The organism is Mesorhizobium sp. NZP2077, assembly GCF_013170805.1.
Lineage (GTDB): Bacteria > Pseudomonadota > Alphaproteobacteria > Rhizobiales > Rhizobiaceae > Mesorhizobium.
Window position 1 is genome coordinate 4,314,922 of the sequence record NZ_CP051293.1, and the last position, 20,034, is coordinate 4,334,955.

The window sequence follows — 20,034 nt, forward strand, 5'->3', positions numbered from 1 at the left end:
TTTTCCGTCAGGAATTGCGTCGAAACAAAGAGATAGAGCGGTTCGCCGTTTCCGTGAAACGGTGAATCGCTCCAGCCGGCATCCATTGACCAAAAGATTTTTCAAAGATTCTGTTTTCTGGGTGGAACCAACCGCCTGACAGCGCGTTTCATTGGGTTCGATCGAGCGGCATCGCGATCGACCGGGAGGAAACAATGGACTACCTGCATTTCTTTGCACCCGTGCGGATTTCGCGCGGGCAGGGGCATCCTGTAGAAGAAGTGGATAGTGTCGCCGAGGCGATGGTTTTCTTGCGTAAATGGCCGACGGGACGACGTGGGCCAGTGTATCAGTGCGCGCTGAATTGCTGCTCGGCCGCTTTGTCGGGACAGATGTCGGCGGAGGAAGCCAGGAAGGCTTTCACCGGCTTTGCCCGGATCACGCGGCTTCTGGACGACGACATGGCCTTGCCGGCCGCCGGCGAAACCGTCGCGGGCGTATACGCGCTGCGGCCCTAGCCGCAACGGATTGCTGAACGCCAGGACTGCGTCCGTAGTGGTCGCAGTGGACTTTCGACGCGCCTGCGGTGGCAGCGCCGGCCTGCGCAAATGCTTGGCCCGGGGCAAATGCCTTAACCCCAAGCGACGGAATAGCGATCGATCACCCAAAGCCAGGAGCCGTCGCTCTGCCGTCGGGCAACCTCGCTGGTGATGTCGCCGTCAGGAAACCGGGTCGAGGTGAGCGCGAGGTCACCACAAATAAGCGCCGGCCGCTGTTCGCCGATCGCAAACTTCCGTGCGGACGCGACAATCTCGGCATAGTAGGCGCGGATGGCTTCACGCCCGCGCAGAAAATGTCCGCCGCCACAGTCGATCACCGCATCAGGTTCGAACAGAGCGACCATGCCATCGACATCGCCCGCATGCTGTCTCGCTATCAGCATGGATTCCAGCTGCTGCGGGTCGTAGGCGGGCTCTGCTGCGCTGGGATCGTTCATGGTGACAGCTCCAGTGTTGGACGGAGCTTATCGCAACGGGCTCCGGCATGCCCGTATCAGGTCGAGGCATCGTTTGGTTCAGCGAGCAATTGGAGAAATTCGATCGGACGGATATCGAAAAGCGTCGCCGACAGCGTCGCTCGCCAAGGGGCGCTCCGGTTCGCGCCCATCCCACCATCCGCAACGGACTGGCAAGGGCATCGGAAAGGCCCGGTGAAAACATGCCTCCGTGTCGTCTTGAACTTCGAAACGGTGGGTGTCGACAGGCGTCATCTATATATTTTCCGCATAGTATTTAAACCTGTTGGCGCGGTCCCTACGTGATCTGCCGTTATGTCTATCAAGGCAAGACCGATGTGACATCGCTCACGGCCACGCCACCCCTCACTGGGGACTCGGGACGCGCGGTCATTTTCCCATCCAATGAGCAGCCCAAGCGTTTGACACGCTCTTAGTGCGTCGAGCGTATCGGTGCGCGATCTCCCCGCTTTATGAATCAACACCAACCGGGCGGCCGGCGAGTGAACGACCCCGCGCGCCCATAGGAGAGAAGAATGGAAGCCTTACAATATCTCGAGCCGATCAAATGGACGGTGATCGAGGTAGCCGTAACAGTCGTCGTGCTGGCAATCCTGTTCCGGTGGAGCGGCGTGGTCCGCTACATCCCGAACGACAGGCTCGGCATCCTGGAAAAGCTATGGAGTTTTCGCGGCTCCGTCAGCAACGGCTTCATCGCGCTCAACCGTGAGGCGGGCTACCAGCCGGAAGTAGTGCGCGGTGGCGTGCATTTCTTCATGCCGTTCCAATATTCGATGCATCGCGCCAACCTCGTGACCATCCCGCAGGGTCAGATCGGCTATGTCTTTGCCCGTGACGGCAAGCCGTTGCCTCCGACGCAGACACTTGCTTCCAACACCGACGCCGATGATTTCCAGGATGTGCGCGGCTTTCTCGAAAAAGGCGGACAGAAAGGACCGCAACGCAAGATCCTGCGCGAAGGCACCTATGCCATCAATCTCGCGCAATTCATCGTGCTCACTGCCCAGTCGATCTATGCCGTCAATCTGAGCGCGTCGGAACAAAGCCTTTTTGCCAATATGTCCAGCATGATCTCGGAGCGCGGCGGCTTTGAGCCGGTCGTCATCCACAATGCCGAGGACATGATCGGTATCGTCACCATCCATGACGGTCCGGCCCTGCCGGACGGCGAGATCATCGCGCCGACCGTCGCCAACGATCCGAGCAATCCGAACTTCCACAACAATTTTCAGGACCCGGAGAAGTTTCTCAATGCCGGTGGTTACCGTGGCCGGCAGTTGCAGGTGCTGGCCGACGGTAGCTACTTCCTCAATCGCATTTTCGCGACCGTCGAACTGGTCGAGAAGACGATCATTGACGTTGGCACCGTGGGTGTCGTCGTCTCCTATAACGGCCGCCACGGCACGGATATATCCGGGCAGGCATACCGTCACGGCGAGCTGGTCGAAATCGGCGCACGCGGTGTCTGGTCGACGCCGCTGCTGCCAGGCAAGTATGCGTTCAATACCTATGCCGGCAAGATCATCACCGTGCCGACCACCAACTTCGTGCTCAAATGGACGAAGGAGCAGTTCGGCGAACACAGGCTGGACGAGAACCTGTCTGAAGTGTCGTTGATCACCAAGGATGCGTTCGAGCCTGTGCTGCCGCTCTCCGTCGTCGTGCACATCGACTACATGAAGGCGCCGCTCGTGGTGCAGCGTTTCGGTGACATCAAACGGCTGGTCGAACAAACGCTCGATCCGATGGTTTCTGCTTACTTCAAGAATATCGCCCAGACAAAGACGCTGATCCAGCTTTTGCAGGAGCGTAGCGATATCCAGCGCAAATCGGGCGAGGAGATGCGCGAAAAGTTCAATTCCTACAGCCTCGAGCTGCAGGAAGTGTTGATTGGTACGCCCCGTGCCGCCAACGGCCAGAACAGCATCGAGCAGATCCTGATCCAGCTGCGCGAGCGCCAGATCGCGGTCGAAAAGGTCGAGACTTATAAATTGCAGGAGAAGGCGGCCATTCAGGAACGCACGTTGCGTGAGAAGGAGGCGCTCGCCGAACAGCAAGCCAAGATCACGACGTCGGCACTTACCATCGAGATCAGTGAGAACGAGGGCAAGGCGCAACTCGCCCGCACCCGCCAGCAGGCGGAAACCATTCAGGTCACTGCCAAGGCAGAGGCCGAGAAGGTGCGCCTCGGCGGCCAGGGCGAGGCCGACATGATCAAGGCTATCGCGCTTGCCGACGCCGAACGCATCAAAGCCACCGGCTTTGCGGATGCCGAGCGGGTGCGCGCCATCGGTCTGGCGGAAGGCCGAGGCCACCGAAAAGAAGGTCGCGGCCTTCGGCGGCCCGGACTATCAGCTCAACTCGCAGGTTCTCATGCGCTTCGCCGAGGCGGTCGAAAATGGCAGGATACCGCTCGTGCCGCAGATCCAGATCGGCGCGACCGGGGGCGAGAAGGGGGCCGCCAACGGCCTTGTCGAGATGATGCTTTCGATGCTCGTCGCAGATCGGGTTGGACCGCAAAACCTGCCGGATGATATCCCCGCACCCGTTGAGGAGGAATGACTAGGGATGGGCCGGTTGTACCGGCCCATTTTGCGCTCTGCTGAAACATACCGCGGCGAGGCGCGGGCCGTGGCTCAAGACACCCCTCGGCTACTCCATCCCATCCTGCGAGGGGCCGCGATCTGTCGTTCGCCAGACAGGTGCCGTCCTACAGATAGTTCCCTCAGGCGGCCGGCTGCATGGCGGCCCTCAGCAACATGCCGAACAGATCGCGTGGCTCGTCAGGGTCAGCCAGAAGGTCAAGTTCTTCATAAAGGCCGGTCACCTGCAACTGGTCGCGCACATAGCGCAGCGCGGAAAAATCCTCGATGGCGAAGCCGACCGAGTCGAACAGCGTGATCTGCTTGGCGTCTCGGCGGCCGTGCGCCTTGGCAGCGATCACTTGCCAGAGTTCTGTCACCGGATAGTCGGGATCCAACTGCTGGATCTCACCCTCGATACGTGTCTGTGGCGGGAATTCGACGAAGATATCGGAGCGCAGCAGGATGTCCTTGTGGAGTTCGGTCTTGCCGGGGCAATCGCCGCCAACGGCGTTGATGTGGACGCCGGAGCCGACCATGTTGTCGGTGAGAATGGTGGCGCACTGCTTGTCGGCGGTAACGGTCGTGATGATCCCGGCACCTTCAACCGCTTCCTGCCCGGTTGCGCAGATGGTGATGTCAAATCCCATGCCAGCCAGGTTCTTGGCGCATTTCATCGAGGCTGAGCGGTCGATGTCGTAGAGCCTGATCCGATCGACGCCGGTCAGCGCCTTGAAGGCGATCGCCTGGAATTCCGACTGCGCGCCATTGCCGATGATGGCCATGGTGCGGGCGCCGCGCGGTGCCAGATACTTGGCCGCGACAGCTGAAGTGGCTGCGGTGCGCAGCGCCGTCAGGATGGTCATCTCGGTGAGCAGCATCGGGTAGCCGCTGCCAACATCGGCGAGCACGCCGAAGGCGGTCACCGTCTGCAAACCCTGGCGCATGTTCTTTGGATGGCCGTTGACATATTTGAAGCCGTAGAGGCGCCCATCGCTGGTCGGCATCAGCTCGATGACACCGTCATGGCTATGCGATGCGATGCGTGGCGTCTTGTCGAAAAGCTCCCAGCGACGGAAGTCTTCCTCGACGTAGGCGGCGAGCTCGGTCAGGAAGCGCTCGATGCCGATGGCAATCACCAGCTTCATCATGCGGTCTACGCTGACGAAGGGGACGATGTTCAGCTTGGCTGTGGTCATGGTCAAAAGCTCCCGGAATGGCTGCGGGTCGGACGGTCCATGATGCGGCGCCCCATCAGGCTCGCCGTCAGGTCGACCATCAGCGTCGCGGTGCGGCCGCGCTCGTCCAGAAAGGGGTTCAACTCGACCAGGTCCAGGCTGGAGACGAGACCGCTGTCGGACAGCATCTCCATCACCAGATGCGCCTCGCGGAACGTTGCGCCGCCGGGGACCGTTGTGCCGACTGCCGGCGCAATTGACGGGTCGAGGAAGTCGACGTCGAGACTGACATGCAGCAGCCCGTCTTCCTCCGACACACGCGCCAGGAAGGCGCGCAGCAACGGCACGATGCCATGCTCGTCTATGGCGCGCATGTCGTGCACGGTCACGCCCGCCTGGTTGAGCGCACTGCGCTCGGCCGGGTCGACACTGCGCAAGCCCATGGTGCAGATACGCTTGGGATCGACCGCTGCCGGAAGATCCGGAAAATAGCCATGGAAACCTGGCTGGCCGCTGGCGTAGGCGAGCGGAACACCGTGCAGATTGCCGCTGGCGGTGGTGTCGAGCGTGTGGAAGTCCGGATGCGCGTCGAGCCACAGCACGAACAGTGGGCGACCGGCCTCTGCGGCGCGGCGGGCGAGGCCCGACACGGTCCCGGCCGAGATCGAATGGTCGCCGCCGAGAAAGATCGGCATGGCATCCTCGCTCGCCGCATAGGCGGCCGCGGCAATGGCGGATGTCCAGGCCGATATCTCGGGCAGGGCCTTCAGCGCCAGATTGCCATGCACAAGGCGCCTTGCTGGAAGCGGCTGAACGGCGCCCATATCCTCGACAGCGTGGCCGAGGCTGGACAGCACCTCAGCCAGTCCGGCGGTCCGCAGTGCGCTCGGCCCCATTTCGCATCCCATTCTGCCGGCGCCGTCCTGCACAGGCGCCCCGACGATTTTGCAACGCATTTGTTTTTCCCGCGGCCCAATTTCGAATCACCGTAAGGGGACCATGGCGAGCTGGCGATCTGAACGGGTAGAATTGGCAATTCGAAAAGCATTGTTTATCGTAGTGGCAGCGAAATTCATCAAAATGGTAACCGATCATGGATGCCCTGGACGAACGGCTCGTGACCTTGCTCCGGCATGATGCGCGGCGCAGCGTGTCGGATCTCGCCGTCGATCTCGGTGTCTCGCGTGCCACGGTCAGGGCACGTATGGAGCGGCTCGAGCGGTCCGGTGAGATCATCGGCTACACTGTGGTGCTGCGGGCCGACGCGGTCGATCAGCGTATCCGCGGTATCATGCTGATCGAGATTGAGGGCCATGCCGCCGACCGCGTGGTCCGCGCATTGGGCGGATTCCCTGAAGTCTCGACCATCCATACCACCAATGGCCGCTGGGACCTGGTGGTTGAACTCGGCACGGCCTCGCTGACAGATTTCGATGCCGTGCTGCGCCGCATCCGACTCATAGCCGGCATAACGGGCAGCGAAACCAGTCTACTGCTGGCGACGCCACGCACGACGCGAGCACGACTGACCTAGCTCTTGCGACCAGCAGAAGGATCGATGGCCTAGTCGCCGCTCTACCATCAGCTAAAATAGCCCCGCTGCACCAAAGACGGTTCACCCGGCGCCATTTTGACAGGGCGTGAGAGACATTCTGGCACGGAACAACGTGAAAATTGGGCGCCTGCTTGATCCAGCAGGCGCGGAGACGTGGCTCAGAAGCCAACCATGGGCAGCATCCGGTAAGACCCGACAGTTGAAAGAAGCAACAGATAAGTTAAATAGGGCCGCGACGGTCTCGCCTTGGCCGATCTCAACGATTTTGCCTGGGAAGGCAGCCGGAACGACATGTTGGAAGCAACGCTCGCCATAGCCCCGATGATGGATGGGGAAAATAAATAAGCATAATCAGCTAGTTACTGGATATTGTGTGCAAAACAAGCACACGAAAGTTCTGCTTCTCTTCTTTTTTCGTTCCCGCGAAGAAGCCGCCGAAAGCCCGTTTTCGGACGCTCTTCTGCCGAGATTTTGACCGTTCCGATGCGGATGTTCGCCGGGAGCCAAGGCGTGGAGGCTGCCTCCATTCAGCTTCCAACAGCCCGCCCTAGGCGGCGGCAAAACTGTCTGGGGCCGGCTTCGTTCTGCCCTTGCCTAGCGCCAGATTCTATCGTCGGTCACGAGACCGCTATCACCGTCAGAGCGGGCAAGCGATGGAGTCCCTTCGACGGCGAAGACAATTCCTGCGTCCTCAAACGCTTGGCGGATGGCCGCGATGTTGTGGGGACGCGGTTTCCTCAAGCCATTCTCAAGAACGGCGATCGTCATTTCGCTGAGATTGGCCTTTGCCGCAAGGCGAACTCGCGACCAGTTCAGTAAGGCTCGCGCTGCCCTTGCTTGATCTGCAGAGAGTAGGTTTCGGCTGTCCATAGGACCACGAACATTCAATATGGCTAAAATGTTCCCTTGATCTTCTGCAAACATCTAAAGGCACGCCTTGCCGGTAAGCCGCGGCTTATGCATTATCCAGCCCTTAAGCGTGAGGTGCGCCGTTGCAAGACGAGCTTATCGAACGGCCTGGGCGTGGCTGGGACGCCCAGGAAGGAAGGCCCGGTCGACCTCGAAATTGATAAGGTCTGATGGGCGAGCGATGCCTGAATTTCGCCAAGCTGAACGTGTCGTGCTGGTTCGACGGCTCGGATCTCGTCGCGATCGAACACTGGGGTTATCGCCAGCCGAAGTGGACGATGAAAAAAAGCCGAAAGACTGGCAACCATTGCCCGAGGTGTATCAAAAGGCACGCGAGGAGGAGCAGGCGGCCGCACTGGAGCGCTTCCGTGCCAAGCAGGCAGAGCATAGGGCGAGGTTGATCAAGCTGTCAGATGGGCGCCCTACGCCGGCGCTGGCTGAATAGCGCCGCTAGCCCGAAACGCGCGCTGGCGGGGGCTCTGAGAGAGCCTGGGAACCGAATCAGGGTGGCGGCTTCTAGCATTCAAAGAAGCATGAGGCGCGCCTAATGTTCAGAGACAAAAAAACACAGATTTTGGAAGCTGGGCTGTTCGTCGCGGTCCCAGTTTCTATCCTGGTCGCGGTGGTGATGGTCAGCCTTACGTTTGGGTGGTTTGCATGAGCACGGTCGGCCCTGTAGGACAGCGGCAGGCGGGAAAACGCGCGCTAGCGGGCTTCTTGCGGCCCGTCCGGCGAGCTTGCCATTCGAAACCAAGCTGGTGACGACAGGGCCGGCGCGGCCGCCCACTTACTTATCAGTGGCGGCCTGGGAGATGACTGATGCACTCCTCGAGAAGCTTCAGTCTGTCTTTAGTTGCCCGTAGTTCGTGAGCGATGTCATGAAGTTTCCATTTCGCGTTGGATTGATTGGCGGCGTTTATCAGTTCGCCTTCGAGCAATACGATTCGCTCTCGAACTTGTTGAGCATCGACCAGCCGCAATTCTCTGATCAAACCTGGGCCACGCATCTTTCCGTGTCGCGTTGGTGAACTGACCAAATGTTAGCAGGCGAAAGCTAACGCCGTCGGATTCGAAACGCTTGAATTTTAACTGTTGCTAATAATATGCGTCCTGCCAACCGGAGACCGGGCACGGTCTCATGCGCGTTCGTTCATGGAGGCCGCGGCACGCTTCGGCGGCATAGGACAGCGGCCAGCGGGAAACGCGCGCTGGGCGAGGCCTAATGTCGGTCGCTCGCTCACCTTCGGCCATTCTCTTGCGCCGATTGGCCGATAAAGAACGTCCGATGGAAATTCGACTGAAACGGGCGATTGCTGTCTTGGTGATCTGGTCCACCGCTGACGGGGCGATGGCTTTCGAAAACACGGCAGAGCCTATCGACAACACGACTACGCCTGTATTCATTACTCGCGAGAACTGGACACTTGAGGGGGCTGTTGAGGGCATCAAGGAACAATGGATCGAGATGCCGTTCATCCGAGCATGGGCTTATGCGGAAGCGATCGACCGATACTGCTTCCCCGCAAAATCATACACCAAAGTTGTGGGCGTCGGCCTTGAGGAAGCGGCTAAATCCCAGGACAGATTTAGCCCTGGGATGCTTGCCAGCGCTGAGCGTGATGCAGCGGACCATTTGCGAGGCGAGTATCTGGCTTGCGCCCCCGCGATCCGGTTCATTGAGGATACCGTCGTTCGAATGCCCGAGCTCGAGAACCAGTTCACCACAGCGCAGTTGCGACTGAATGACGCCAGGGCCGCCATCGCTAAGTTTTGCGCAATAAGGGGCCGGAAGCGATCCCCGCCGCTCAAGATATGCATCGGCGGCTACCTGCCCGATTGATGAGGACCTCAGCGAGCCGCGCTGAGAACAGCGGCCAAGCTGAACGCGCGTCAACGGGCTTATGGAACCTAATAAGCAGGCGCAGCTTATTCGCGACATGACCGCACGCGGAATCAACTTCTTGCATCGATGGCTGGCCAACAACGTCCCCGAGACGACGAACGCTGATGACATCTCTGTTGAGGAACTCACGCACAAGCTGATCGCGGACGCCAAGGCACTCGGCATCAGGCGGGGCGAGATCGACGAAGAGGTGGACGCCTCTATCGCACGATCCTCGACGCTATTGTGCATTACGAGCCTGGCCTGCCTGAATAGCTCTTGCCATCGAGATCGAGGCGAGGAATATGATCCTCTGTTGCGGCGGTCCTTCAAGGGAGATCGCCATGCCTCAAAAAACCCTCGCTGATACCCTTGCAGCCCGCGAAAGCGTCCACGTCAACTGCAGCCATCCCATGTGCTGCATGACCAAGCTCGATATTAAGGCGCTCATTGATAGGCTCGGACCTGGGCATGGCTCAATGCATCAGGATCTCGTCGGGCTCTTCGGTTGCTCGAATTGCAAGGCCGCCGGCCGCGATCGGCGCCCGGTGTTCTTCACCTTCATTCCCGACTACGAAGGCCAGCAGAGAGAGCGGAACCGCGACTGGAAGCCGACTTTCAATACCTAAAAGGCTAATGCGGCCCGGCGCCTATAGATTGGGATGTGAATAGGAACCGGGCCTAACCGACAGGCTGTTTGTGAGAACGGCGCCGAGGGCTAGCGAATATATGCGCCTATGCTAATACAATCGGGACTTATCAATACGAACGATGGAAGCAGCAAAAGGTGGAGCACAAGCCGGCCACAACCTACGTCGTCAGCGTCTTCGAGAAGCCGCACTGGCGCACCGTGCTGACCACCAAGGACAAGCAGAAGGCGTTCGATATGGCGAAGGAGATCGGCGACAAGGTGGGGATCAGGCAGAAGGTGAAGCGTTAGCAGACACCTAGCAATGATAACGGCAAATGCTTTTAGGCCGCTCCAATGCCCTTGCGAATCCGTAAGTCGCTTAATGCTTGCCAGGCTCATATGACAAGGAATTTCTGGGAGGAAAGCCGGTGGGACTGCTCAGAGGGCTTCGCATAAAACTGGGGCTGAAGAAGCATCCTCTGCCGCCGCTGCCCGGTGTCGAGATCGGTCGTCATGCCTACGGGCTCGTGAAGAACTCCTTTTGGGGTGCGCATGAGAAATCGCCAATACGAATAGGTTCTTTCTGCTCGGTTGGCCCGGGTGTGCTCTTTCTCGGCGCGGCCCGAACATCGCACCAACACAGCCACCAGCTATCCGCTTCGAGTCGTTGACGGGAAGATCCGTAATGGCGCTGAGGCTTCTAGCAAAGGACCTACCACGGTCAGCCATGACGTATGGTTTGGTGCTCGCTGTATCATCCTAGGCGGCGTCACGATCGGGAACGGAGCGGTCATCGGTGCTGGCAGCATCGTCACCAGGGACATTCCCCCTTACGCCGTCGCGGTCGGCAATCCAGCTCGCGTCATCCGCTACCGGTTCGCGCCTGATGTCATTGGGCGCTTGCAGGCATTGGAATGGTGGAACTGGAGCGATCGCCTGATCGGCGAACGCGCCTCGATTTTGACGACGATGGATGCAAAACATTTCCTAGACGCCGTAACGCAGCAATCAACGGGGACTGTGCGCGAGCAAAGCCGGGCTGAACCAGCGGCGTGACGTATCTCTAATACCAACGGTCTTGGCTGCTGACTCTTTTGTGATTTTGGCCGATTTGCGCGCCGTGATTCCCTATTGCCGAAGGAGATTCGGCGATGGGATCAGCGGTGAAGTTGCGGACGAACTTTTCGGCGGGGGAGCTTCGCCGTCTTGCCCGGAACTCAAAGGATGTGCGCCAGAGCAGCCGGCTGTTGTCGATCGCAGCGGTTCTGGACGGCATGAGCCGGGCCGATGCGGCCCGGATCGGCGGGATGGATCGCCAGACGCTACGCGACTGGGTGCATCGGTTCAACACGGCCGGCCCCGATGGTCTTGTGGACCAATGGGCACCGGGACCAGCGTCCCGGCTGTCGCATGAGCAGCAGGCCGAACTGGCCGCGCTTGTGGAGAAGGGCCCGGATCGTGCCGTCGATGGCGTCGTTCGCTGGCGGCGGATCGACCTGAAGAAAGCCATCAAGGACCGCTTCGGCATTGATTATGACGCGCGCTATGTCGGGAAGCTGCTGCACAAGCTCGGCTTCTCCCACATGAGTGTGCGACCGCGTCATCCGGCGCAGGATGCCCATATCATCGAGGAATTCAAAAAAACTGGCCTCGCACGCTGAAGGCGCATCTTTGCGACTTGCCGCCGCGCACGAAGGTGGAGATCTGGTTCCAGGACGAAGCAAGGATCGGCCAGAAGAACGGGATTGTACGGCAGTGGGCCAGACGCGGCACGCGGCCGCGACAGCCGGCCGACCAGCGCTACAAGAGCGCCTACCTGTTCGGCGCCATCTGCCCAGCACGTGGTACCGGGGCGGCTCTCGCACTGCCGTTTGCCGATACCGAGGCCATGCAACTCCATATCAACGAGATCAGCCGCCATGTCGAAAAGGGCGCCCATGCCGTACTCGTCATGGATCGCGCCGGATGGCACACCACCGCAAACCTCAGCATACCGGACAACATCACCCCGATCTTCCTGCCGTCGCGCGCGCCGGAGCTGAACCCGGTCGAGAACGTCTGGCAGTATATGCGCCAGAACTGGCTCTCCAACCGTGTCTTCGACAGCTATGACGATATCATCGATGCGGCCTGCGACGCCTGGCAGAAACTCCTCGCAGATTCCGAGACCATCACATCAATCGGGATGCGCCAATGGGCCCATGTCGGTCAAACCCCATGACTCTTGGTATAAGGGGCGTGGCCAGATAGATCGCGCCGAGAGTGAAGCACTGATGAAGTTAGCCGGCGCCAGTTGGGAGTTGGGTGGCTTTGGGGAGCGCTCGCCCGTGGCAAAGCCTGAGAGCTTGATGCGAAGCTCAGTTCATACACCGAGCGAATATCAGGCACTTCCAAAGGAAGCTTGAAACGGAAATTGACCCTGTCAACCGAGCGCTACTCCTGAGGCTCCTCGCCCAATAGGAGGCTTGGCGGCTCCCTCACGTTGTCGGTGTTGTTAAGCCATAAACCATGCCGGCCTTTCGTAGCCTAGCGACTGATGATCCGCCTTATGAGGTTTCGTCAGGGTCTTCATGGTAGGTTAAATCGCTGATCAACCCTTTGACGTGTTTTGCCCATTCGTGTTCCGGAATTCGCAACAGACGAGCTAGCTTCCAGGACTCGCGCGGCAGGCTTCGACGATAAGGGCGGCGGCCAGCCGAAACGGCCCGCTGGTGAGGCCTGCACACACGCTCATTTGCCTAAGCCCGGAGTGTTGATGTGCAGTGTGAGGCTGATCTGCAAAAGCGGCCGGTGCCCTCCATCGTGCCGAGATCGGGCCTCCGCTCGGGCGGCGCTCTTCTCCGCCAGAGAGGTGCGGGTCAGCGTGTACGAGAAGCCGCACTGCACTTGACGACCAAGGACAAGCAGAAAGCGTTCGATATGGCCAAGGAGATCGGCGGCAAGGCGCGAGTCGAGGAAATCACTCCGAAGCGGCCTCGTAAGTACTAGAAGTGGTAGTTTATGCCGACACGGACCGTATCTAACTTGATGGCATCGGAGGTGGTACTAACGACTTCGAAGTCTGGTTTCCCCAAATCCACATGCAGGTATTCTGCCTTGAGGGAAAGGTGCTGGTTCATCGCCCACTCGACGCCGGCGCCAGCCGACCAACCCCAGCGAGTGTCGCTATAGCCGCAGGTGGCACCACCACCGCATGCGCCGAGATCGGCCGATCCCTTCACGCGTCCCACGGCAAAGCCGCCTGTGACATAGGGAAGTAGATTCTCAAAGGCATATCCCAAGCGGGCGCGACCGGTGCCGAACCAACTCACCTTGGCGGAGCAGCCTTCAATGTAGCAGGGGGCGCCGACAGGTGGCTCCAATACATCGCCTCTGATATTCGCGTAGGAGATGTCACCTTCCACGCCAAGCACGAAGCGGTCGTTCTGCCAGTTGTATCCACCAGTCAGGCCGCCGACAAAACCGTTTGCATCAAAGTCGACCGACAAGGTCGCCGGGACATAATTGTAGGTTTGTGACCCCCAGCCATACCCAGCAACTGCGCCGATATATGCGCCCGACCAATTGACCGTAGTGACCGGATCGGTCGCTACGGCGTCGGCGGCTATGGCAGAACCGGCAACGAGCGAAACCAATCCGGCCAGCAGAATGGAAATCAGGCGCATTAATCAATCCCCAGCAAAAACCCTCGAAGCTGTTTAGCAATGGGGTAGGGAGACCGATATGGCAATTCTGCAACAAGCGTCTGCTTTTAGGCCGGACGCCGGAGACGTTGCCGCCGATGCGACATGCAGAAGGTCGTCAGCAAAATAGCCCCTCCGCCGTGCGGGACGTCACCGGGAAGGAAGTCGAGTTCATCCGCTGGAACGCTACAGGACCGGTGCGTCCCCTTACGGGTGGGTAGCACCATCGAGCTTGCCGACATCAAAAACAAAGCCCCGGCGCGGGGTGAGGCGCCGGGGCTTTTAGTTATGTACGAGCTACATTCCATGTCCGCATATGACAGTGCGCCAATCTGCTCAACAAACGGTAAGTTCAGCATGCAACTTGAAGTTGGTCGCCAGCGAAATCACGACTGGAAGCGGACGTTCGAACCACCACGCGGGACTTAGGTGGGTGGCCCAGCAGCTTTGGTTGCAAGAGGGACTGGCAGCGGAAGGCCGCTGGGCCTGACCGGTAGTGGCCTTGAGGACGGGCGCGCGTCCGGCTAGAAAATGTATACGCCATTGCTGATATAATCGGGATTTATCAAAATGAACGATGGAAGCAGCAAAAGGTGGAGGACGCGACGGCCATGACCTACGTCGTGAGCGTATTCGACAAGCAGCACTGGCGACCTGACGACAGGTACAAGAGCGAAGGCCTTAGCGCTTGAGCAGGGGGATGGTGCAGGATGCAGCTAAGGCGCGGGTCGAGGAGTTCACGCTGAAGCGGAAGACGCGTAGGTAAAAAAGCCGGCGCCCTCGCAGGGAGGTTGCCCGAATGACGCCGGCCGGACGGTCCCTTTCAGGTCCGCCGCACCTCAGACATAGCTGAGTCTTTCCGTTACGTCATGCTGGAGGAGCGTCATGTATACGAGTTACGAGCTCATTGTCTACGGGCCGCCCGCCGGCTCGCAAACGCCTCTAGTTCATCAAGCGTAAACTCGTTTTGGTATCTGTATTGCGAACCATCTGAATAGATACCGCCGGCATTTATCGAAAGGATGACCGCCCCATCCGTTTCGAATCTGACCTCGCCATCGCCCAACGGTCTATGGAAAATCGTTCGAGAAACGCCTTCTCGTTTCGCAGGTCCCACTAGGATCCGCATAGCCTACCTCGCCCTGTTGCTTCGCAAATAGGAAGCAGCGCCCTCCCGCCACAACTAAGCTCCAGGTGCAATTGCCGCACCAAACTAAGGTGTCCCAATATGGGGGCAAAACTGGAGACCGGAGGCGCAAGAGCACGGCTCCTACGGCTGGGTAGGACTTCAGTCTTAGTCCAGCCGATAGGCTTAGTTGCGTAGTTACTAATATGCCCATAGTTTTGGCAGCGCGGGGGACAGTCGAACGCTTCCCGCAGTGGCCGGTGTGGTCCGATGCCCCCAACAAGAGCCCAAACCGCACCGGCCATCCGGCATATCAAGTTGCCGCATCGGGGAAGGCAGTCCTTAAGTGCTCTCAATTGTTTTGCGGGAAAAGCTGGTTTGCGAATGCGGTTGCACCGGGTATTTGAAACTACGAGAAGACGACCTGCCCTTTAGCGGCCCCTGGGAATCCTGCAGCTTGGAGGGTTTCAGTGGCGGCAGCCTGACGATCACCAATTCCGGAAATATTCCCGGCGACAAGTTGGCCTACCTCCGCCCTTTGTGTCCTCAATGCAGCCAGTGGGGCAAGGTGAAATATGCCAGCCGAACCTGAGCTCGCAAGAACCATCACCTACATCGTCAGCGTTTTCGAGCAACCGCACTGGCGCACGGTGCTGACCACCAAGGACAAGCAGGCGGCTCTCGATATGGCCAAGGAGATCGGCGACAAGGTGCGTGTCGCAGAGACCACGCCAAAGCCGAAGGAGCGCTGAGGACTCGAAGCGCCGCAAGCCTGTGCATCATTATGGGTCAGAATACCTGGCACCGCGATTGCATTGCGTTATCTCAGCAGGGGCAAACCAACACCCCAGCAAGTCCCGTTAATCCCTAGGGACGGTCCGCCGCTGCCGTGAATGGGGCGGCGGGCTATACTTACAGTGGTTTCGCCTGACTATGGTCGCTTATTGCTTCGCCGCATGATCTAGGAGCCGAATAGCCAGATCACGGCGCGGTTCGGAGTTGGCGCGGTCGACCCCCTCGACGGTAATTGCGATCGTTCCGTTCTCGATCCTGGATATCCATCCCTTCGCTTTCATGTATCACAAGTGGAATTCGAGATGTTCCCGTCGACAGCCTAACAAGCGTTCGATCTCTACGTCGCCAATTCCGGGATTGCTCACGTCCTGCCTGCGCTTCACGCAAAGGAGCCCAAGCAGTTTGGCCTGGACCACGGCATCCTTGTCGGCTCCCCTGACATCGCTCGCTTCATCGGCCAATTGAAGGCGTAGCCCCGCGTGCTCCCGGTACAAGATGTCATACTGCGCGCGCTTGACTGGATCCTTTAGAACGTTGTGTGCCTCTACAATTTTACTGAAGCGGGCTTCATTGACCGTCTGTTGATTGTCTGGATGGTAGCGCATGGCAAAAATCCTAAACACCCGCTCGATCGTTTCCGAATTGGCGTTAGGGCTGACTTCCAGAAATTCGTAGTAATCAATGAACATTGCTGCGCTCCCCGCTGGGACAACAGTATATTCATCAGAGGGGTAAAGTAATGGAACGTCCAATGGACAGGAACGGAACCAAAGCGGTAACGTCAGACCTTTGCCTGCGGCACGCCAGACTTTGGTCTTAGTACAAAAAGCCCGCCGCGTACCCCCACGCGACGGGCTCTCTATAGCGGACGGTCGCTTCCCGGAGAATCTGCCTCCATATTAGAAACTCGTGATGGACGGGATTGGTTCCCTGTGTGATCGGGGTAGCGCCTATAGGATCGTTGAGTTTTACGAGGCCGGCGCCACGCCTTGGAGAACAACCCGACACCGGCCAGACGAACCGTCAGGTCCGCCGCGCCTCATGCATGATGGATTCGCGGGCGCGTCGGTATGGTGCGATCACGTATCCGCTAGTGGCTGCAATATTCGCTTGCACTAATATACAGGTGACGTTACGTCATGCTGCAGCATCTTGGGGATGCGCAACCGTGGGGAAGTACGATGAGAGTGGCAACTTTTTGCGCGGCGATCGTAATCGCTGCGACCGGTGTCGCTGTGGCCAAGGAGAAAAAGGTGGTGGTCAGTAATGCTGCGGAACTTTGCTCTACCAAGCATTCGGCCAAGAAGCCGGTGCCGGAGCTGGACTGCAGTTTGACTGGGACGGCCAAATTGCCGGATGGAGCAACGCCGGAAAAGCCGCGCCTCGGATACGAGACCAACCCATGGATTGTCGTCGGGTTTTAGTTTAGAGAAGCAGTAACGCACCTAGCGCGGCCATCAGCACGGCAGGCGCGGCCATGCCCAGCATTGCCCTGTGCCTGTAGCGACAGACCGCGCTGCAAGGCCAGATTTGAGGCGGCGGTTTGCGTCGTCGACGATCAGGGCGCGGTGCATCTGGAGGCGGCGGTGATGGCCGATCCCGAGGCACTGTTTGCGGTGCTGAAGCCGTTTCTCGCGCGACTGCGGCGTGTCGGGCACGAGGCCGGCTCGCTGTCGCCTTGGCTGCAGCCGGAACTCAAGAAACTTGGCCTGCCGGCGATCTGCCTGGAGACGCAGCACGTGCGCGCCGCGCTGTCGGCGCAGCGCAACAAGACCGACAAGGCCGATGCGCTCGGCATCGCCCACATCATGCGCACCGGCTGGTTCCGCCAGGCCTAGATCAAGTCGGAGAGCTGCCACCGGACGAAGCTTCTGCTGACCCACCGGCGCAATCTGAAGGCCAAGTTTCTCGACCTGGAGAACGCCATCTGGCACTCGCTGAAGTCATTCGGCATTCGCCTCGGCAAGGTCGGACGCGGCGCTTTCGAGCAGGCGGTTCGCCAGGCTGTGGCCGACGATCCGCTGTCGGCCGAACTGATGGACGCCATGCTGTCGGCGCGCGCGGCGCTATGGAAACAGTACTGCCGGCTGCACGATCTCGTCGTGAAAATGGTGGCGCCCGGCGAGCTGTGTCGACGCTTTCATGGCGATCCCCGGCGTCGGCCCGGTGACGGCGCTCTCGTTCATGACGGCGATCGACGATCCGTCGCGCTTTCGCCGCTCGCGCGACGTCGCCGCCTACTTCGGGCTGACGTCGCGGCGCTGGCAGTCCGGCTCAACGATCGACATTCAGGGACGGATCTCCAAGGCCGGTGACGCGGACGTGCGGCGCGCGCTCTACGAGGCGGCGTCAGGTTTGATGACGCGCTTCAAGGGTAGGGACAAGGTCAAGAGTTGGGGCCAGGAGCTCGCCAAACGCTCCTGCCACCGCAAGGCTTGTGTTGCGGTGGCGCGCAAGCTGGCGGTGATCATGCATGCGATCTGGATGGACGGCACGTTCTATGTCGGCGATCCGGCTGCGGGCGAGGCCGACGGCCGCGCAGCGCGCCCATGTCAAGGACCGCAAGCTGCTCGGAGCGCATCGATGAGCGGCGCGACGGCGGTTGAAACGCATGGTGCTCGCACGCTGACGGACGCCACACAAGGAGATGCCCCGGCGGATGAGAACCGATGCAGACCAGGAACGACGGAACGCACGTTATCTCGCCTGCGGCCGCGCCGACGATGAGACGGCCGGACCGCGCCGGATTGCCTGTGACGCTGCTCCGTCACTCCGATGGAAAAGTGCGCCACGACGGTTCCGGTGCTGCAAATAAGCAGCGCTGCTACCCCGTCGCAGAGCGCGGAAGACTGCACGGCGCATCGGAACTCAACGCAAGAGTACGGGATCTTGGTGTAGAGCATAGAATAGTGTATTATCGTAGATTGGAAGAGGAACGACGATGGAATAAAGTCTCGCAAAATACGACCGATTAAGACGGCGAGATAAAAGGGAGCGAGGTGCGGCTTGGATCGGTCGTGTTGTTTCAGTGGGTTATCTAGGATTTTCGCGAGGTGCGGGCTTCCCCTGCACCTCCCAAGATTGTCGATTTTCGTTATTCGTCCGTAGCTTAGTGCGATGTGCGGCGCCTCGGTCGGCGCTTATGGAGAGTGGGGCCGGGAAGGGGGCGTGGTCTGAGACGGCAGCGAGACGCTCGACAGAAAGAAGCAGTTCTCGGAAGGGACGCGGGTCCTTCGGTGACCTATGGTCGACTGGCAGGTGACCTAGTCCCTATGATTGCTGGGCCTGAGGGCGGCCCGTCATCCGATATGCAACGGTACGAGGGTTAAGCCGGCTGGCCGGCGCAGAGCCTCATGCATAGGAGACGGGCCATATGGACCATATCAGATTTGTCGGTTTGGATATTCACAAGGAACGGATCTCAGTCGCGGTGGCGGAGAGCGGACGCTCCGGCTCGGTGGAATATCTCGGCGAGATTGCCAATGATGCTGATACCATCAGCAAGCTGTGCGATCGTCTCAGGCGGTCCGGCAAGCCACTGGCGTTTTGTTATGAGGCCGGCCCGTGCGGCTATGGCGTTCATCGCCAACTCACGCGCCTCGGCCATCGGTGCGACGTGGTGGCGCCATCGCTGATTCCGCGGAAGCCTGGCGATCGGGTGAAGACGAACCGTCGCGACGCCACCATGCTCGCCCGCCTTCATCGGGCCGGAGAGTTGACCCCAGTCTGGGTGCCCGACGCCGATCATGAAGCCATGCGCGACCTGATCCGGTTGCGCAGCGTCGTGCGACAGGTGGTGACGCGAGCGCGCCAACATCTTCAAGGATTTCTGCTGCGTCACGGGCGCAAGCATGAGCGCGGGACGGCCTGGCGAAAGGCTTACCGGCGATGGCTTTCGACATTGGCCTTCGACCATCCCGCTCAGCAGATCGCATTTCAGGACTACGTCGATGCTGTCATGGATGCGGAACGGCGCCTGCAGCAGGTCGAGGAACAGATACTCAGCCTGCTCCCGGAATGGAACCAGCGCCCGGTCGTTGACGCCTTGCAGGCGATGCGCGGCATCGCGCTGATTAATGCCGTGGTGCTGGTCGCGGAGGTCGGTGACTTCACACGCTTCTCAAACCCACGCCAGCTCATGGCCTATTTTGGCCTGGTCCCCGGAGAACAATCGAGTGGTGAGACCGTCTGGCGCGGCGGCATCACCAAGACCGGCAACACTCATGCCCGGCGCGCGCTGGTCGAAGGCGCCTGGGCTTACCGGATGAGAGCGCGCATCGGCCGGCACAAGGTCGACCGGATCGAGGCGCTGCCGAAAGTCGTTCGCGATATCGGGTGGAAAGCGCAAGTTCGACTGTGCACCCGATATCGTCGGCTGAGCGCGCGCGGCAAGAATGCGAACGTCGTCAATGTCGCCATCGCACGCGAGATGGTGGGCTTCATCTGGTCGATCGCCTGCACGGTTCAATCCGCGCCAAAGACGGCGTGACCACTATTTGACAGACAGCCAGCAGAGGAGACCACAACACAGGATCAGCCTCGGCGCGATATGCGGCGCTGGAGGCGGGACAATGCCGGGGAGCCCTCGTCTCCACTATGAGCCTCGACGCTCGCCACCTAGACAGAGGCAGCCCCAAACGAAACCAGGTCATGCGGCCCGACCCGCGGATGAGAGATT

Annotated in this window: 18 protein-coding genes and 3 pseudogenes; 15 read left to right on the forward strand and 6 right to left on the reverse strand. The window is 59.8% G+C overall.

All coding sequences use genetic code 11. The features are described from left to right. The first annotated feature begins 194 nt into the window (after positions 1–194). Positions 195–497 carry a DUF982 domain-containing protein gene (locus HGP13_RS21390; RefSeq protein ID WP_172228834.1) on the forward strand — a complete coding sequence of 101 codons (303 nt, stop codon included), beginning with the start codon at positions 195–197 and terminating at the stop codon, positions 495–497. A 113-nt stretch (positions 498–610) separates the two neighbouring features. On the opposite strand, the gene HGP13_RS21395 is transcribed toward HGP13_RS21390, so the two are convergent. Further along, on the reverse strand, positions 611–976 hold the full coding sequence (locus HGP13_RS21395; RefSeq protein ID WP_172228836.1) for a nuclear transport factor 2 family protein: 366 nt from the start codon (positions 974–976) through the stop codon (positions 611–613). Positions 977–1,530: 554 nt separating this feature from the next. On the opposite strand from HGP13_RS21395, the pseudogene HGP13_RS21400 reads away from it, so the two are divergent. Next, positions 1,531–3,577: pseudogene (locus HGP13_RS21400) on the forward strand (flotillin family protein). 163 nt (positions 3,578–3,740) lie between these two features. Here the strand turns inward: HGP13_RS21400 and HGP13_RS21405 are convergent. Further along, the gene (locus HGP13_RS21405) at positions 3,741–4,796 is read right to left on the reverse strand and encodes an ornithine cyclodeaminase (RefSeq protein WP_172228838.1); all 1,056 of its coding nucleotides are present in this window, start codon (positions 4,794–4,796) and stop codon (positions 3,741–3,743) included. A 2-nt stretch (positions 4,797–4,798) separates the two neighbouring features. Further along, positions 4,799–5,731, reverse strand: coding sequence for an arginase (gene rocF, locus HGP13_RS21410; protein ID WP_172228840.1), 933 nt, complete (start codon positions 5,729–5,731; stop codon positions 4,799–4,801). Between the two features lie 137 nt (positions 5,732–5,868). On the opposite strand from rocF, the gene HGP13_RS21415 reads away from it, so the two are divergent. After that, positions 5,869–6,309 (forward strand): Lrp/AsnC family transcriptional regulator, encoded by a 441-nt coding sequence (locus tag HGP13_RS21415; protein ID WP_091582685.1) that lies wholly within the window; start codon positions 5,869–5,871, stop codon positions 6,307–6,309. A gap of 615 nt (positions 6,310–6,924) precedes the next feature. Here the strand turns inward: HGP13_RS21415 and HGP13_RS21420 are convergent. After that, on the reverse strand, positions 6,925–7,254 hold the full coding sequence (locus HGP13_RS21420; protein ID WP_246707082.1) for a helix-turn-helix transcriptional regulator: 330 nt from the start codon (positions 7,252–7,254) through the stop codon (positions 6,925–6,927). 166 nt (positions 7,255–7,420) lie between these two features. Between HGP13_RS21420 and HGP13_RS21425 the strand changes: the two genes are divergently transcribed. The 8 genes and pseudogenes from HGP13_RS21425 to HGP13_RS21460 all read left to right on the forward strand — a co-directional run bounded on the left by HGP13_RS21425 (position 7,421) and on the right by HGP13_RS21460 (position 11,973). Continuing rightward, positions 7,421–7,684 (forward strand): hypothetical protein, encoded by a 264-nt coding sequence (locus HGP13_RS21425; protein WP_172228842.1) that lies wholly within the window; start codon positions 7,421–7,423, stop codon positions 7,682–7,684. A gap of 433 nt (positions 7,685–8,117) precedes the next feature. Continuing rightward, complete coding sequence (locus HGP13_RS21430) at positions 8,118–8,267, forward strand: hypothetical protein (protein WP_172228844.1); 150 nt, start codon at positions 8,118–8,120, stop codon at positions 8,265–8,267. A gap of 194 nt (positions 8,268–8,461) precedes the next feature. Beyond that, complete coding sequence (locus HGP13_RS21435; protein ID WP_172228846.1) at positions 8,462–9,079, forward strand: hypothetical protein; 618 nt, start codon at positions 8,462–8,464, stop codon at positions 9,077–9,079. A 97-nt stretch (positions 9,080–9,176) separates the two neighbouring features. Further along, a pseudogene (locus HGP13_RS21440) lies at positions 9,177–9,397 on the forward strand (hypothetical protein). A 68-nt stretch (positions 9,398–9,465) separates the two neighbouring features. After that, entirely contained in the window at positions 9,466–9,750 is a 285-nt protein-coding gene (locus HGP13_RS21445; RefSeq protein ID WP_172228848.1) for a hypothetical protein, read from the forward strand. Positions 9,751–9,908: 158 nt separating this feature from the next. Further along, on the forward strand, positions 9,909–10,061 hold the full coding sequence (locus HGP13_RS21450) for a hypothetical protein (RefSeq protein WP_172228850.1): 153 nt from the start codon (positions 9,909–9,911) through the stop codon (positions 10,059–10,061). Positions 10,062–10,352: 291 nt separating this feature from the next. Then, positions 10,353–10,808, forward strand: a complete 456-nt coding sequence (locus HGP13_RS21455; RefSeq protein WP_281410971.1) for a CatB-related O-acetyltransferase — start codon at positions 10,353–10,355, stop codon at positions 10,806–10,808. A 95-nt stretch (positions 10,809–10,903) separates the two neighbouring features. Then, a protein-coding gene (locus tag HGP13_RS21460; protein ID WP_172224417.1) for an IS630 family transposase occupies positions 10,904–11,973 on the forward strand; the annotation gives its coding sequence in 2 pieces (ribosomal slippage) (positions 10,904–11,390 and positions 11,390–11,973; 1,071 coding nt in all). 763 nt (positions 11,974–12,736) lie between these two features. On the opposite strand, the gene HGP13_RS21465 is transcribed toward HGP13_RS21460, so the two are convergent. Beyond that, complete coding sequence (locus HGP13_RS21465; protein WP_246707083.1) at positions 12,737–13,417, reverse strand: outer membrane protein; 681 nt, start codon at positions 13,415–13,417, stop codon at positions 12,737–12,739. A gap of 1,719 nt (positions 13,418–15,136) precedes the next feature. Between HGP13_RS21465 and HGP13_RS21470 the strand changes: the two genes are divergently transcribed. After that, complete coding sequence (locus HGP13_RS21470; RefSeq protein ID WP_172228854.1) at positions 15,137–15,313, forward strand: hypothetical protein; 177 nt, start codon at positions 15,137–15,139, stop codon at positions 15,311–15,313. A 327-nt stretch (positions 15,314–15,640) separates the two neighbouring features. Here HGP13_RS21470 and HGP13_RS21475 read toward each other — a convergent pair whose 3' ends face one another. Further along, entirely contained in the window at positions 15,641–16,045 is a 405-nt protein-coding gene (locus HGP13_RS21475; protein ID WP_246707084.1) for a J domain-containing protein, read from the reverse strand. Between the two features lie 450 nt (positions 16,046–16,495). Here HGP13_RS21475 and HGP13_RS21480 point away from each other — a divergent pair, with 450 nt between their 5' ends. From HGP13_RS21480 to HGP13_RS21490, 3 genes and pseudogenes are all read left to right on the forward strand, one after another. Continuing rightward, positions 16,496–16,780 carry a hypothetical protein gene (locus tag HGP13_RS21480; protein WP_210266318.1) on the forward strand — a complete coding sequence of 95 codons (285 nt, stop codon included), beginning with the start codon at positions 16,496–16,498 and terminating at the stop codon, positions 16,778–16,780. Between the two features lie 63 nt (positions 16,781–16,843). Further along, positions 16,844–17,873: pseudogene (locus tag HGP13_RS21485) on the forward strand (IS110 family transposase); the annotation flags it as partial. A gap of 856 nt (positions 17,874–18,729) precedes the next feature. Continuing rightward, the gene (locus HGP13_RS21490) at positions 18,730–19,845 is read left to right on the forward strand and encodes an IS110 family transposase (protein WP_172224936.1); all 1,116 of its coding nucleotides are present in this window, start codon (positions 18,730–18,732) and stop codon (positions 19,843–19,845) included. Positions 19,846–20,034 lie beyond the last annotated feature (189 nt).